At 71.7% G+C, this 14,252-nt stretch carries 10 protein-coding genes and 1 pseudogene; 3 read left to right on the top strand and 8 right to left on the bottom strand.

Annotated elements, in window-relative coordinates; all coding sequences use genetic code 11:
- Positions 1–167: 167 nt before the first annotated feature.
- The 7 genes and pseudogenes from AB0F03_RS21295 to dxr form a co-directional block, all read right to left on the bottom strand.
- Positions 168–644, bottom strand: a pseudogene (locus AB0F03_RS21295) (GNAT family N-acetyltransferase); the annotation flags it as partial.
- A 109-nt stretch (positions 645–753) separates the two neighbouring features.
- On the bottom strand, positions 754–2,460 hold the full coding sequence (locus AB0F03_RS21290; RefSeq protein ID WP_361994123.1) for a proline--tRNA ligase: 1,707 nt from the start codon (positions 2,458–2,460) through the stop codon (positions 754–756).
- Positions 2,461–2,569: 109 nt separating this feature from the next.
- Positions 2,570–3,100, bottom strand: coding sequence for a GNAT family N-acetyltransferase (locus AB0F03_RS21285; RefSeq protein WP_361994120.1), 531 nt, complete (start codon positions 3,098–3,100; stop codon positions 2,570–2,572).
- A 20-nt stretch (positions 3,101–3,120) separates the two neighbouring features.
- The gene (locus AB0F03_RS21280) at positions 3,121–3,969 is read right to left on the bottom strand and encodes a GNAT family N-acetyltransferase (protein WP_361994118.1); all 849 of its coding nucleotides are present in this window, start codon (positions 3,967–3,969) and stop codon (positions 3,121–3,123) included.
- Positions 3,970–4,068: 99 nt separating this feature from the next.
- Complete coding sequence (gene ispG, locus AB0F03_RS21275; protein WP_361994115.1) at positions 4,069–5,226, bottom strand: flavodoxin-dependent (E)-4-hydroxy-3-methylbut-2-enyl-diphosphate synthase; 1,158 nt, start codon at positions 5,224–5,226, stop codon at positions 4,069–4,071.
- A gap of 170 nt (positions 5,227–5,396) precedes the next feature.
- On the bottom strand, positions 5,397–6,698 hold the full coding sequence (locus tag AB0F03_RS21270) for a site-2 protease family protein (protein ID WP_361994112.1): 1,302 nt from the start codon (positions 6,696–6,698) through the stop codon (positions 5,397–5,399).
- Positions 6,695–7,966, bottom strand: a complete 1,272-nt coding sequence (gene dxr, locus AB0F03_RS21265) for a 1-deoxy-D-xylulose-5-phosphate reductoisomerase (RefSeq protein ID WP_361994109.1) — start codon at positions 7,964–7,966, stop codon at positions 6,695–6,697. The genes AB0F03_RS21270 and dxr overlap by 4 nt, the downstream gene beginning before the upstream one ends.
- A gap of 175 nt (positions 7,967–8,141) precedes the next feature.
- On the opposite strand from dxr, the gene AB0F03_RS21260 reads away from it, so the two are divergent.
- The gene (locus AB0F03_RS21260) at positions 8,142–8,600 is read left to right on the top strand and encodes a lamin tail domain-containing protein (RefSeq protein WP_361994106.1); all 459 of its coding nucleotides are present in this window, start codon (positions 8,142–8,144) and stop codon (positions 8,598–8,600) included.
- Positions 8,601–8,628: 28 nt separating this feature from the next.
- Here AB0F03_RS21260 and AB0F03_RS21255 read toward each other — a convergent pair whose 3' ends face one another.
- Positions 8,629–10,566 (bottom strand): acyl-CoA dehydrogenase family protein, encoded by a 1,938-nt coding sequence (locus AB0F03_RS21255; RefSeq protein WP_361994103.1) that lies wholly within the window; start codon positions 10,564–10,566, stop codon positions 8,629–8,631.
- Between the two features lie 335 nt (positions 10,567–10,901).
- Here AB0F03_RS21255 and AB0F03_RS21250 point away from each other — a divergent pair, with 335 nt between their 5' ends.
- Both AB0F03_RS21250 and AB0F03_RS21245 read left to right on the top strand, forming a co-directional pair.
- Complete coding sequence (locus AB0F03_RS21250; RefSeq protein WP_361994100.1) at positions 10,902–11,915, top strand: LacI family DNA-binding transcriptional regulator; 1,014 nt, start codon at positions 10,902–10,904, stop codon at positions 11,913–11,915.
- A 277-nt stretch (positions 11,916–12,192) separates the two neighbouring features.
- Positions 12,193–14,235: a TIM-barrel domain-containing protein gene (locus AB0F03_RS21245; protein WP_361994098.1), complete on the top strand. Its 2,043-nt coding sequence runs from the start codon at positions 12,193–12,195 to the stop codon at positions 14,233–14,235.
- The last annotated feature ends 17 nt before the right edge of the window (positions 14,236–14,252 follow it).

Below are 14,252 nucleotides of genomic sequence, written 5' to 3'. Positions count from 1 at the left end.
TACCGTTCGCCGCGCCCGCCGTCCGGCCACGGGCCCGGCAGGGCCTTGAGGGCGCCGGGCTCTTCCTGCGGGGCGGGCAGCCGGCCCCGTGCGGCCCCGGTGCGTGCCGCCGCGGGGCGAGGGAGGGCCGGCGCGGAGGGCGGCTGGGCTCGGCCGGGGTCCGGGGTCAGGTGGCGTCGGTAGTGGACGCCGGGGCGGCCGGCGACGGGGATGTTCCCGGTCACGGTGAAACCGTTGCGCTCCAGGACGGTCCGGGAGGCCGTGTGGTCGGCGGTGGTGCGCGCGGTGAGGGCGGACAGCCCGTACGCCGCGCGGGCCAGGCCGCAGATCTCGGCGACCATCGCGGTGGCCAGTCCGCGGCCCGCTGCCTGCTCGGCGATCCGGTAGCCGAGTTCGGCGCTCCCCGCGTCGACGTCCATCAGGTTGACGCGGCCGACGAGTTCGCCCCGGTCGTCGAGGACGACGTGGAAGTGGCAGACGCCGGCCGCCTGTTCGGCGAGGAGTGCGCGGTGGCGGGCGGCGAACCCGGTGAAGTACGCCTCGCCTCGGTCGGACACCGTCCGGGCGAAGTACGCCCGGTTGGCGCGTTCGAAGGCCAGCAGGGCGGCCTCGTGGCCGGGCCCCAGTCGCTCGAGTGTCGGCATGCGGGCCAGCGTAGGCAGGGGTCCGCGTCCGGCCGAAACGGTTTTCCGGGGTCCGCACCGGCGGGAGTCCGGGGGCGGCCGTCCGCCCGCGGACTCCCGTGGGTCCGCTCTACTGCGCGGTCAGGCGGGCGATCGCGTCCTCGACCGTCAGCTCCTCGCGCTCACCGGTCCTGCGGTCCTTCAGTTCCAGGACGCCCTCGCCGGAGCGGCGGCCGGCCACCAGGATCTGCGGGACGCCGATCAGCTCGGCGTCGGTGAACTTCACGCCCGGGGAGACCCCGGCCCGGTCGTCCACCAGGACGCGGACGCCCGCGGCGGCCAGCTTCCCGGCGACGTCGAGGGCCAGCTCGGTCTGGAGGGCCTTGCCGGCGGCGACGACGTGCACGTCGGCCGGGGCGACCTCCTTGCTCCACACCAGGCCGTGCTCGTCGGCGGTCTGCTCGGCGAGCGCGGCGACGGCGCGGGAGACGCCGATGCCGTAGGAGCCCATGGTGACGCGGACGGGCTTGCCGTTCTGGCCGAGGACGTCCAGCTTGAGGGCGTCGGCGTACTTGCGGCCCAGCTGGAAGATGTGGCCGATCTCGATGGCGCGGTCCAGCTTCAGGCCGGTGCCGCACTTCGGGCAGGGGTCGCCGTCCTGGACCACGACGACGTCCACGTACGCGTCGACCTCGAAGTCCCGGCCGGCGACGACGTTCCGGGCGTGCGTGTGCTCCTTGTTGGCGCCGGTGATCCAGGCGGTGCCGGGGGCCACGCGCGGGTCGGCGATGTACGTCACCTTCTCGCCCAGGCCCTGCGGTCCGACGTAGCCGCGCACCAGGTCGGGGCGGCCGGCGAAGTCCGCCTCGGTGACCATCTCGACGGCGGCCGGGGCGAAGTGCGCCTCGACCTTGTCCAGGTCGACCTCGCGGTCCCCGGGCACGCCGACGGCGACGATCTCGCCGTCCACCTTGACCAGCAGGTTCTTCAGCGTGGCGGACGCCGGGACGCCGAGGGAGGCGGCGAGGGTCTCGATGGTGGGGGTGTCGGGGGTGGGGATCTCCTCGAGCGCGGGCACGGCGGAGCCGTCGACCGGCTTCAGCTCGTAGGTGATCGCCTCGGTGTTGGCGGCGAAGTCGCAGTTCGGGCAGTCCGCGAAGGTGTCCTCGCCGGCCTCGGCGGGGGCGAGGAACTCCTCGGACTTCGAGCCGCCCATCGCGCCGGCGGTGGCGGCGCAGATGCGGTAGTCGAGGCCGAGGCGCTCGAAGACGCGCTGGTAGGCCTGGCGGTGCAGGGCGTAGGACTTGGCGAGGCCCTCGTCGTCGGTGTCGAAGGAGTACGAGTCCTTCATGAGGAACTCACGGCCGCGCAGGATGCCGGCGCGGGGGCGGGCCTCGTCGCGGAACTTGGTCTGGATCTGGTAGAGGATCACCGGCAGGTCCTTGTAGGACGTGCACTGGTCCTTGACCAGGAGGGTGAAGATCTCCTCGTGGGTGGGGCCGAGGAGGTAGTCGCCGCCCTTGCGGTCCTTGAGCCGGAACAGTTCCTGGCCGTACTCCTCCCAGCGGCCGGTCGCCTCGTAGGGCTCGCGGGGCAGCAGGGCGGGCAGCGAGACCTCCTGGGCGCCGATGGCGTCCATCTCCTCGCGCACGATCCGCTCCACGTTGGCGAGGACCTTCTTGCCGAGGGGCAGCCAGCTCCAGATGCCGGCGGCCGTGCGACGGACGTAGCCGGCGCGGACGAGGAGCTTGTGGCTGAGGACCTCGGCGTCCGCCGGGTCGTCGCGCAGCGTCTTCGCCATCAACTGGGACATGCGCTGGACCGGTACGTTGGCCATGGTTCTCGTACTCCTGCCGGATGGGGGTCCCCCACTCGGGCGGGGCCGGGAGTGGGAAAGGGTGCTGGCACAGGAGGTTAGCCGGGCCGCCTGTGCCGGTGGAAATCGGTTAACGCCTGCGCAGGGGCAGGGGGGCGCCCATGACGGCGTACGGTCGCGTCGCGCTCGGGAAGTGGACCTGGCGGGCCAGGTCGGTGTAGCCGAGGGAGTGGTAGAGGCCGCGGGCGGGGCTGTCGGTGTCGATCGCGGAGAGGATCGAGCGGGGCTGCGCGGCGGTGTCGGTGATCGTGGTGATCAGGCGCCGGCCGATGCCGTGGTTCTGGTGGTCGGGGTGGACGTGCAGCTCGGTGATGACGAAGGAGTCGTCCAGCCAGGCCTGGTTGCCGTTGGCGCGCAGGTAGGGCTCCACGACGGTGGACCACCAGTGGATGCGGCTGTTGGGCATGCCGTACACGAACCCGACGAGCAGACCGTCGACTCTCGCGCCGTAGGCCCGGGCGCCCTGGTACTGCATGTGGCGCAGGACGATCTGGCGGCGTACGGCGACCTCGTCGGGACCCAGTCCGAAGGCGAGGGCCTGGACCGCCAGGGCCTCGTCGACGTGGGCGGTGAGGTCCAGAGTGCCGATCACGGGGTCCATGCGGGGAGCGTACAGGGGGTTCAGAACAGCACACTCATGAAGGCGCCGACCTCGTGGAAGCCCACGCGGTGGTACGTCCGGCGGGCCGCGGTGTTGTAGTCGTTCACGTAGAGACTGGCGACGGGGGCGATGTCGGCCAGGGCGTAGCGCAGGACCGCCGCCATGCCGGGGGCGGCCAGGTTCCGGCCCCGGTACTCGGGGGCCACCCAGACGCCCTGGATCTGGCAGGCGTGGGGGGTGGCGGCGCCGATCTCCGCCTTGAACACGACCCGGCCGTTGTCGTCGACGCGGGCGAAGGAGCGGCCGGCGCCGACCAGCTCGGCGACACGGGCCTGGTAGAGCAGGCCGCCGTCGCCGGCCATCGGGGAGACGCCGACCTCCTCGGTGAACATCGCCACGCACGCCGGCATGATCGTCTCCATCTCGTCCTTGCGGACGCGGCGGACGTGCGGGTCGGGGGCGATACCGGCCGGCACGCGGTCGGTGACCATCAGCGGCTGGTGGGCGCGGACCTCGCGGGCCGGGCCCCAGTGCGGCTCCAGCAGCCGCCACAGCTCGGCGGTGGCATCGGCGGAGCCGACGATGGAGGAGCAGCGGCGGCCGGCCCGCCGGGCGCGGTCGGCGAAGGCGCGGACGGCGCGGGGGGTGGCGCAGAGGGGGACGAGGTTGGCGCCCGCGTAGCACAGGGACGTGAGCATGCCGTCCTCGTACCAGCCCCACATCTCACCGCCGAGGCGCCAGGGGTCGAGGCCGGCGACCTGGACCCGGGAGGTCACGAAGGCGTTGGTCACCGGCTCGCGGTCGAGGACGGCGAGGGCGGCGTCCAGGTCGCTCGGTTCGAGCACCCGTGAGGTGGTCTGGGTCAACACGTGCGGGGCCTCACCCTGGCTGGGTTCTGCTGATCTCCGCACTATAGCCGCGCCGCTTGTGCGGTGCGCCTCCCGGCCTGTGGTCCGCGGTCGGCCGGATCAGCCCGTCACGGACACCGACGGTTCACCGGAGGCGGTGCCGTCGGCCTCCATCGCGGCGGCCAGCTTCATGGCCTCCTCGATGAGGGTTTCCACGATCTTGGACTCGGGGACGGTCTTGATGACCTCGCCCTTGACGAAGATCTGACCCTTGCCGTTGCCGGAGGCGACGCCGAGGTCGGCCTCGCGGGCCTCGCCGGGGCCGTTGACGACGCAGCCCATGACGGCGACGCGCAGCGGGACCTCCATGCCGGTGAGGCCGGCGGTGACCTCTTCGGCGAGCTTGTAGACGTCGACCTGGGCGCGGCCGCAGGACGGGCAGGAGACGATCTCCAGGCCGCGCTGGCGCAGGTTCAGCGACTCCAGGATCTGGATGCCGACCTTGACCTCCTCGGCGGGCGGCGCGGAGAGGGAGACGCGGATGGTGTCGCCGATGCCCTGGGAGAGGAGGGCGCCGAAGGCCACGGCCGACTTGATGGTGCCCTGGAAGGCGGGGCCGGCCTCGGTGACGCCGAGGTGGAGGGGGTAGTCGCACTGCTCGGCGAGCTGGCGGTAGGCCTCGATCATGACGACCGGGTCGTTGTGCTTGACGGAGATCTTGATGTCGCGGAAGTCGTGCTCCTCGAAGAGGGACGCCTCCCACAGGGCCGATTCGACCAGGGCCTCGGGGGTCGCCTTGCCGTACTTCTGGAGCAGGCGGCGGTCGAGGGAGCCGGCGTTGACACCGATGCGGATCGGGGTGCCGTGCTCCGTGGCGGCCTTGGCGATCTCCTTGACCTTGTCGTCGAACTGCTTGATGTTGCCGGGGTTGACGCGGACGGCGGCGCAGCCCGCCTCGATGGCGGCGAAGACGTACTTGGGCTGGAAGTGGATGTCCGCGATGACCGGGATCTGCGACTTGCGGGCGATGGTCGCGAGGGCGTCGGCGTCGTCCTGGGTGGGGCAGGCGACGCGGACGATCTGGCAGCCGGACGCGGTCAGTTCGGCGATCTGCTGGAGGGTGGCGCCGATGTCGGACGTACGGGTCGTGGTCATCGACTGGACCGATACGGGTGCGTCTCCGCCGACCGCCACGCTTCCGACCTGGATCTGCCGGCTCCTGCGGCGTTCGGCGAGCTTGGTCGGAACGGACGGCATGCCGAGAGAAATCGCAGTCATCTGCTGTGCAACCCCAAGTCGTGGATCAAGGTCCGGTCCCGTGAACCGCGGGTCCCGGGCTTCGAGATTACGGCACCGGCCCGGGCGCGGGCACATCCCACCCGGTAATGGCACCCGTTCGGGGCGGCCCGGGAACGGTGGTGTCCCGGGCCGCCCGGAAGGCCGCTCGGCTAGGTGATCTTCACGGGGTTCACCACGTCGGCGATCAGGACCAGGACGGTGAAGCAGACGAAGATCCCGGCCACCACGTACGCCACCGGCATGAGCTTGGCGACGTCGAACGGGCCGGGGTCGGGCCGGCGCAGCACCCGGGCCAGGTTGCGCCGCAGCGACTCCCACAGGGCGCCCGCGATGTGCCCGCCGTCGAGCGGGAGCAGCGGGAGCATGTTGAACAGGAACAGGGAGAGGTTGAAGCCGGCGAGCACGAACACGAACATGGCCAGCTGCTGCGAGGCGGGGATGTCCAGGGTGGCGATCTCGCCGGTGACCCGGGCCGCGCCGACGATGCCCATCGGGGAGTCCGGTTCGCGCGGGCCGTCGCCGAAGGCCGCGTCCCACAGGGCCGGGATCTTGCCGGGCAGGGCGACGAGGGAGTCGACGGCGTCGCCGACCCGGTCGTCCATCCAGGTCACGGACTCGCCGAAGTTCTGCTTGACGACGCCGGTGGCGGAGCCGAAGCCGAGGAAGCCGGCCTTGACGTAGCCGTCGACGTAGTTGCCTGCGGCGTCCTTCTTCGCGACCCGGTTCTCGGTGATCTTCGCGTGCAGGGTCACTTCCCGGCCCTTGCGGTCGACGACGATCGCGACGTTCTTGCCGGCGCTGTCCCGGATGAGGTCCGAGAGCGTGTTCCAGTCCTTGGTGGGCACGCCGCCGAAGGAGACGATCTTGTCGCCCGCCTTCATGCCGGCTCGCGCCGCCGGGGACTCGGGGTCGGACTTCTTGCAGGTGTCGCGGTGCTGGCTCTGTTCGATGACGCAGGCCGAGACGGAGGCGACGGTGGTGGTCTGCTGCTGGATGCCGAAGCCCATCAGCACCGTGAGGAACAGGGCGATCGCGAGCACCAGGTTCATGAAGGGGCCCGCGAACATGACGATGACGCGCTTCCACGGTTTGCGCGTGTAGAACATGCGCGTCTCGTCACCCGGCTGGAGTTCCTCGAAGGCCGCCGAGCGGGCGTCCTCGATCATGCCCCGCCACGGCGAGGTGGAACGGGCGGAGACCCGGCCCTGGCCGTCGGGCGGGAACATGCCGATCATGCGGATGTAACCGCCGAGCGGGACGGCCTTGATGCCGTACTCGGTGTCGCCCTTCTTCCGCGACCAGATGGTGGGGCCGAATCCCACCATGTACTGCGGGACGCGGATGCCGAAGAGCTTGGCCGTGGACAGGTGCCCCAGCTCGTGCCAGGCGATGGAGACGAGCAGGCCGACGGCGAAGACCACTATGCCGAGGATGAACATCAAGGTCGTCATGCACGCGCCTCCGCGGTCGCCGTCGTGACTGTGAGTTCGCGGGCCCGGGCCCGCGCCCAGGTCTCCGCTTCGAGGACGTCCGACACGGTGAGCGAGGTTCCCGCGAGCGGGGTGCCGTGCTCCTCGACCACCCGGGTCACGGTCTCCATGATCCCGTTGAAGGGCAGCGCGCCGTCCAGGAAGGCCGCGACGCACTCCTCGTTGGCGGCATTGAACACCGCCGGGGCGGTGCCCGCGAGCCGCCCCACGTGCCGGGCGAGGTTCACCGAGGGGAAGGCCTCGTTGTCCAGGGGGAAGAACTCCCAGGTGGAAGCCTCGCTCCAGGAGAAGGCGGGGGCGGCGTCGGGAACGCGTTCGGGCCAGCCCAGGCCGATGGCGATCGGCCCGCGCATGTCGGGGGGCGTCGCCTGGGCGATCGTGGATCCATCGGTGAACTCGATCATCGAGTGGACATACGACTGCGGGTGCACGACGACCTCAATGCGGTCGAAGGGAATGTCGTACAGCAGGTGCGCCTCGATGACCTCCAGCCCCTTGTTGACGAGGGTCGCGGAGTTGACCGTGATCACCGGGCCCATCGCCCAGGTGGGGTGGGCGAGGGCGTCCGCCACGGTGACGTGCGCGAGGTCCGCCCTGCTCCGGCCGCGGAAGGGGCCGCCGGAGGCGGTGACGACGAGCTTGCGGACGTCGGCGCGGGTGCCGGCGGCGAGGGCCTGGAAGAGGGCCGCGTGCTCGGAGTCGACCGGGATGATCTGGCCCGGCGCGGCGAGCGCCCTGACCAGCGGGCCGCCGACGATCAGCGACTCCTTGTTGGCGAGCGCGAGGGTGCGGCCCGCCTCCAGGGCGGCGAGGGTGGGGGCGAGGCCGATGGAGCCGGTGATGCCGTTCAGCACGGTGTGGCAGTCGGAGGCGGCGAGCAGGGTGGCCGCGTCGGCTCCGGCGAGTATCTCGGGCAGCGGCTCCCCGGTGCCGTACTCGGCGGCGAGCGCCTCGCGCAGCGCGGGTACGACGTCCTCGCGGGCGACCGCCACGGTCCGTACCCGCAGCCGGTGCGCCTGCTCGGCGAGGAGGGCGATCCGGCCGCCGTTCGCGGAGAGGCCGGTGACCCGGAAGCGGTCGGGGTTGCGCAGCACCAGGTCGATGGCCTGCGTGCCGATGGATCCGGTGGAACCGAGGATCACCACGTCCTTGGGGCCGTCCCCGGTGGCGGGGTCGTACACGAGGTGCGGGTCGGCGAGGGGCGCCGGATGGGCGGGACTGTCGGTCATCCCCCCATTGTGGCCGCAAGCGGAGCCGCGCCGGGCAGGGCGTCCCTCGCACGGGTGTCCCGGCGGCCCGCGTGGCCGGAGGGGGAGGGTTCTCCGAAAGTGAAGTCCTCGTGAAGATCGTGTGATAACACTTCTGTTCACACGATTTCGCGGACGACATCCTGGGGGGATCTCCATGCGTACTGCGCACCTGCGCGCCGCCCTGCCCGCCTTCGCCGGGGCCGCCGTGCTCACCGGCACCCTGCTCAGCACCCCGGCCGAGGCCGCCGGCGGCGTGCGGATCCATCACGTCTGGTTCGACAGCCCGGGCTCGGACAACCGCTCGAACAAGAGCCTGAACGCCGAGTGGGTGCAGCTGAAGAACACCAGCGGTTCCGCGGTCTCCCTCAAGGGCTGGGTCCTGAAGGACGCCTCGAACCACAAGTACGTCTTCCCGAGCGTCAGGATCGGCGCCGGGAAGTACCTGAAGGTCCACACCGGCAGCGGCTCGGACACCGCGTCGGACAAGTACCAGGACCGCCGCGCCTACGTCTGGAACAACGACAAGGACACGGCCACGCTGACCAGGGCGAGCGGCACCAAGGTCGACTCCTGCTCCTGGACGACGCGGGACCCGAGCGACAAGTACTGCTAGTCCCCTAGTCCCCTAGTCCCCTAGTCCCCTAGTCCCCGAACGGACGACGGGCGTTCTCCCGCGCGGACGGTCCGGGGGTCGCGTCGGCGATCCACGGGCCGTCCCCCGAGGGGTCGAGGATGCCCTCCTCCAGCCACTCGTACGCTCCGCCGAGGACCTGCCTGACCACCTTGCGGTCCAGGTCGTCGGTGTTGGTCCACAGTCGGGTGAAGAGTTCGTCCACCCGGATGCGGGCCTGGCGGCAGAAGGCGTCGGCGAGCTGGTAGGCCTCGCGGCCGTGCTCGCCCCGGGTGCGCAGGCGCTCGGCCCGGACACAGGCCGCGCTCATCGCGAACAGCTCCGCGCCGATGTCCACGATCCGGCCGAGGAAGCCCTGCTTGGTCTCCATCCGGCCCTGCCAGCGGGACATGGCGTAGAAGGTGGAGCGGGCCAGTTTGCGGGCCGTGCGCTCGACGTACCTCAGGTGCCCGGAGAGGTCGATGCCGTGCCGGAAGTCGCCGTACGAGGTGGGCAGTTGGCCCGGTCCGGCGACCAGTTTCGGCAGCCACCCGGCGTAGAAGACGCCCGCGCTCGCGCCCGCCTTCGCCTTGGCGGCCAGGGACTTGTCGGGGTCGATGAGGTCACCGGCGACCGAGAGGTGGGTGTCGACGGCCTCGCGGGCGATCAGCAGGTGCATGATCTCGGTCGAGCCCTCGAAGATGCGGTTGATGCGCAGGTCGCGCAGGATCTGCTCGGCCGGGACGGCGCGCTCGCCCCGCGCCCGCAGCGACTCGGCCGTCTCGTACCCCCGGCCGCCGCGGATCTGGACCAGTTCGTCGGCCATCGTCCAGGCCATCTCGGAGCCGTAGAGCTTGGCGAGGGCGGCCTCGATGCGGATGTCGTTGCGGTCCTCGTCGGCCATCTGCGAGGACAGGTCGAGGACGGCTTCGAGGGCGAACGTGGTGGCCGCGATGAAGCTGATCTTGGAGCCGACGGCCTCGTGCAGCGCGACCGGCTTGCCCCACTGCTCGCGCTCCGCCGCCCATTGCCGGGCGATCTTCAGACACCACTTCCCGGCGCCCGCGCACATGGCGGGCAGCGAGAGCCGGCCGGTGTTGAGGGTGGTGAGGGCGATCTTGAGTCCCGCGCCCTCGGGGCCGATGCGGTGGGCGGCGGGGACGCGGACCCGGTGGAAGCGGGTGACGCCGTTCTCGATGCCGCGCAGGCCCATGAAGGCGTTGCGGTTCTCCACGGTGATGCCCTCGGACGTGGCCTCCACGACGAACGCGGTGATGCCGCCCTTGTGGCCCTCGGACCTCGGCACACGCGCCATGACCACGAGCAGGTCGGCGACCACCCCGTTGGTGGTCCACAGTTTCACCCCGTCGAGGACGTAGTCGTCGCCGTCCGGCACGGCCGTGGTGGCGAGCCGGGCCGGGTCCGAGCCGACGTCCGGCTCGGTGAGCAGGAAGGCGGAGATGTCGGTGCGGGCGCAGCGGGGCAGGAAGGCGTCCTTCTGCTCCTGGGTGCCGAACATCTTCACCGGCTGCGGTACGCCGATCGACTGGTGGGCGGACAGGAGCGCGCCGACGGCGGGGCTGACGGAGCCGACCAGGGCGAGGGCCTTGTTGTAGTAGAGCTGGCTGAGGCCGAGACCGCCGTACCGGGGGTCGATCTTCATGCCGAGGGCGCCGAGTTCCTTCAGGCCGGCCACGACCTCGTCGGGGATGCGGGCCTCGCGCTCGATGCGGGCGGGGTCGATGCCCGACTCGCAGAAGGCGCGCAGCTTCGCCAGGAACTCCTCGCCGCGCCGGACGGACTCGTCGGCGGGGAGCGGGTGGGGGTGGATGAGGTCGAGCCGGAAGCGTCCGAGGAAGAGTTCCTTGGCGAAGCTGGGCTTGCGCCAGTCCTGTTCCCGGGCGGCCTCCGCCACCTGTCGGGCCTCGCGCTCGGTGACGGTGGTGCGTGGGGTGGAGGGGGCGGACATGGAGGCTCACCTCGCCGCGAAAAGGGATGAGGGGGATGGTTCACGACCGATCGGTGCTACTGGATCGTTGGTACCCGAAACGCACCCGCCCCACCACCCCTCGCGCGTCCGAACGGCCGAAAGGCCCGCCGATGGCCGCTGGGGGTGGGCCGGGGAAACTAGGGGAGACCGCGGGAGGCAGCCGGAAGACAGCCGGAAGGCAGCGGGGACGTTGTCGAAGCGCTTCGACAACCTCTGGACACCCTGCCTCGGCTGGAGCTAGTCTCCTTCTCATCGTCACTCGTCGTATCGACAGCGAGCGTTGTCGAAGCGCTTCACCAGGTTGGGAGAGCTGGATGGTCACCCTCGCCGAGGTCGCCCGGCACGCCGGAGTATCGGCGAGCACGGTGAGCTATGTCCTCAGCGGCAAGCGGTCCATCTCCACCAGCACCCGGCATCGCGTCGAGCAGAGCATCCGGGAACTGGGATACCACCCGAACGCGGGCGCCCGCGCCCTGGCGAGCAGCCGTTCCAACATCATCGCCCTGATGGTCCCGCTGCGCACCGACATGTACGTACCGGTGATGATGGAGATCGCCATCGCGGTGGCCACCACGGCCCGCACACACGGGTACGACGTCCTGCTGCTCACCGGTGAGGAGGGGTCCGACGCGGTTCGCCGGGTGACCGGCAGCGGGCTCGCCGACGCCATGATCCTGATGGACGTGGAGCTGGACGACGAGCGGCTGCCGCTGCTGCGGGAAACCGACCAGCCGTCGGTGCTGATCGGACTGCCCGCCGACACCACCGGTCTGACCTGCGTGGACCTCGACTGGAGCGCGACGGGCGCGCTCTGTGTGGAGCACCTGGCCGGGCTCGGCCACCGTGACATCGCTGTCATCGGCGAGGCCCCGGCGGTCTACGAACGGCACACCGGCTTCGCCGAGCGCACGCTCGACGGGCTGCGCTCCCGGGCCCGGGAGACGGGGCTGCGCGTGCTGCACCGGCCCTGCGAGGGGGGGTACGACGCGATGGCCCTCACACTGGCCCGGATCTTCGACGAGCGGCCGGGGACGACCGGGTTCGTGGTGCAGAACGAGTCGGCGGTGGAACCGCTGCTGGCGCTGCTGCGCCAGCAGGGCCGGGCCGTGCCCGAGGACGTGTCCGTGGTCGCGGTCTGCCCGGACCAGGTCGCCGTCCAGGCCTCGGTGCGGCTGACCTCGGTCGCCGTCCCCGCCCAGGAGCTGGGCCGGCACGCCGTGGAGCACCTGGTCGCCAAGCTGGAGGGGCGGGGCGGCGACGAGGTCGAGCTGCTCGCGCCCGAGCTGACGGTACGGGCGAGTTCGGGACCGGCACCCGCGACGTCCTGACCCACCGGGTCCCGGCCCGGCGCTTTTCCCCGCCCACTTCCCGGCCCAGCACCGTACTTCCGCCACTTCCCGGCCCAGCACCGTTCTCCCGCCATTTCCCGGCCCCCACCGCCTTCGGCCCGCCGTGTCCCGGCCCGTCGCCGCTGACCCACCGCATCCCGGCCCCGCCCCTGCCCCCGCACCATTCGCCCGCACCGTCCGCACCGCGCCCCGCACCGGCGGGGTACGCCCGTCGCCTGTCCCGTACCTGTCCGCACGCCTCTCCTCGGGAGCCGCCGTGAACCAGCCTGCCGTCGCGCAGCCCGCGATCAGCCTCGCCCAGTCCTCCCCCACCGTCGGCACGCTCCGGGAACGGGACGGGGCGCTGGAGTGGAGCGGCCGTCAGGAGACGGTGCGGATCGAGCCGTGGGGTCCGGACGCGGTCCGGGTGCGGGCCCGGCTCGGCGGCCCGGTGCTCCAGGGGCTGCCCGGGGCGCTCCTCGAACCGCCGCCGGCCCGGGACGGCACGGTCGTCACCGGTGACGGCGTGGGTCGGCTGACCGTCGGCGCCCTCACCGTCGAGGTGTCCGCCGAGGGACTGATCCGCTTCCTGCGCACCGACGGCGGTACCGAGCTGCTCGCCGAGGAGCGCGCCCACTTCTGGTGGCCGGGCCCCCGTCTGTACACGCCGGCCGGCAACGGCCACCACCGGCTGGAGCAGCGGTTCGCCGCCTACGAGGGCGAGAGGCTGTACGGCCTGGGCCAGCACCAGCACGGCCGCCTCGACCAGAAGGGGCTGGTGCTGGACCTGGTGCAGCGCAACGCCGAGGTCAGCGTGCCGGTGCTGGTCTCCAGCCGTGGCTACACCCTGCTGTGGAACAACCCGGCGATCGGCCGGGTGGAGCTGGCCGGCAACGGCACCCGGTGGGTGGCGGACTCCGCCCGGCAGATCGACTACTGGATCACGGCGGGCACACCGGCCGAGGGACAGCGCGCCTACAGCGCGGTGACCGGGCGTTCGCCGATGCTGCCGGAGTGGGCGGCGGGCTTCTGGCAGTGCAAGCTGCGCTACCGCACGCAGGACGAACTCCTCGCCGTGGCCCGGGAGTACAAGCGCCGGGAGCTGCCCCTCGCGGCGATCGTCTGCGACTTCTTCCACTGGACGCACCTGGGCGAGTGGAAGTTCGACCCGAAGGAGTGGCCCGACCCGGCGGCGATGGTGCGGGAGCTGGAGGAACTCGGCGTCAAGCTGGTCGTCTCCGTCTGGCCGTCGGTGTCCCCGCTGTCGGAGAACCACCCGTTGATGGAGCAGCGCGGCCACTTCGTCGGCACGCAGTACGGCCCGCTCGCGCACGCCGACTGGCCGGACAAGGGCGTCGACTCCACCGTCCAGGTCGCGTTCTACGACGCCACGAATCCCGAGGCCCGGGAGTTCGTGTGGTCGCGGGTCCGCGACAACTACCTGATCCCGTACGGCATCACCGCCTTCTGGCTGGACGCGTGCGAACCCGAGCTGAAGCCCGGCTTCCAGGAGAACCTGCGGTACTGGGCGGGGCCGGGCCTGGAGGTCGGCAACCTCTATCCGGCCGAGAACGCCCGCACCTTCCACGAGGGCCTGCGCGCGTCCGGCGAGCAGGAGGTGATCACCCTCAACCGATCTGCGTGGGCGGGCAGTCAGCGCTACGGCGCCGCGCTGTGGTCCGGTGACATCGGCACCGACTTCGCGACCCTGCGCCGGCAGATAGCGGCCGGGCTGAACACCGCCCTGTCCGGCATCCCGTGGTGGAACACCGACATCGGCGGCTTCCACGGCGGCGACCCGGACGACCCGGCGTACCGGGAGGTGCTGGTCCGCTGGTTCCAGTTCGGCGCGCTGTCCCCGCTGATGCGGCTGCACGGTTTCCGGGACCCGGGCATGCCGCTGGGCCCGGAGATGACGGGCGGCCCGAACGAGGTGTGGTCGTACGGCGAGGAGGCCGGCGCGATCCTGGAGCGCTTCCTGCGGCTGCGCGAGCGGCTGAGGCCGTACATCCTGACGGTCATGCGGGAGGCGCACGAGGAGGGCCTGCCGGTGATGCGCCCGCTGTTCCTGGAGTTCCCCGCGGACCAGGCGGCCTGGGGGGTGGACGACGCCTATCTCTTCGGCCGGGACCTGCTCGTCGCCCCGGTGCTGACGGCGGGGGCGACGGCCCGGACGGCGTACCTCCCGGCGGGCGCGCGCTGGACGGACGCGTGGACGGGCGTGACGTACGAGGGGGGCGCCGCCGTGACGGTGGACGCGCCGCTGGACCGGATTCCGCTGTTCCTGCGGGACGGGGCGCGGCTGCCGGTCGCGGAGTAGGACCACAAGGGGCCGGC

This window comes from Streptomyces sp. NPDC028722 (assembly GCF_040637655.1).
Classification (GTDB): domain Bacteria; phylum Actinomycetota; class Actinomycetes; order Streptomycetales; family Streptomycetaceae; genus Streptomyces.
The sequence above is the reverse complement of the archived record's forward strand: the minus strand, read 5'-3'. Positions and strand labels throughout refer to the sequence as shown.

Excerpts from the sequence above, each read along its gene's own strand:
- AB0F03_RS21290 (WP_361994123.1), bottom strand. The coding sequence starts at position 2,460 with ATGGCCAACGTACCGGTCCAGCGCATGTCCCAGTTGATGGCGAAGACG.
- AB0F03_RS21285 (WP_361994120.1), bottom strand. The coding sequence starts at position 3,100 with ATGGACCCCGTGATCGGCACTCTGGACCTCACCGCCCACGTCGACGAG.
- ispG (WP_361994115.1), bottom strand. The coding sequence starts at position 5,226 with ATGACTGCGATTTCTCTCGGCATGCCGTCCGTTCCGACCAAGCTCGCC.
- AB0F03_RS21270 (WP_361994112.1), bottom strand. The coding sequence starts at position 6,698 with ATGACGACCTTGATGTTCATCCTCGGCATAGTGGTCTTCGCCGTCGGC.
- dxr (WP_361994109.1), bottom strand. The coding sequence starts at position 7,966 with ATGACCGACAGTCCCGCCCATCCGGCGCCCCTCGCCGACCCGCACCTC.
- AB0F03_RS21260 (WP_361994106.1), top strand. The coding sequence starts at position 8,142 with ATGCGTACTGCGCACCTGCGCGCCGCCCTGCCCGCCTTCGCCGGGGCC.
- AB0F03_RS21255 (WP_361994103.1), bottom strand. The coding sequence starts at position 10,566 with ATGTCCGCCCCCTCCACCCCACGCACCACCGTCACCGAGCGCGAGGCC.
- AB0F03_RS21250 (WP_361994100.1), top strand. The coding sequence starts at position 10,902 with ATGGTCACCCTCGCCGAGGTCGCCCGGCACGCCGGAGTATCGGCGAGC.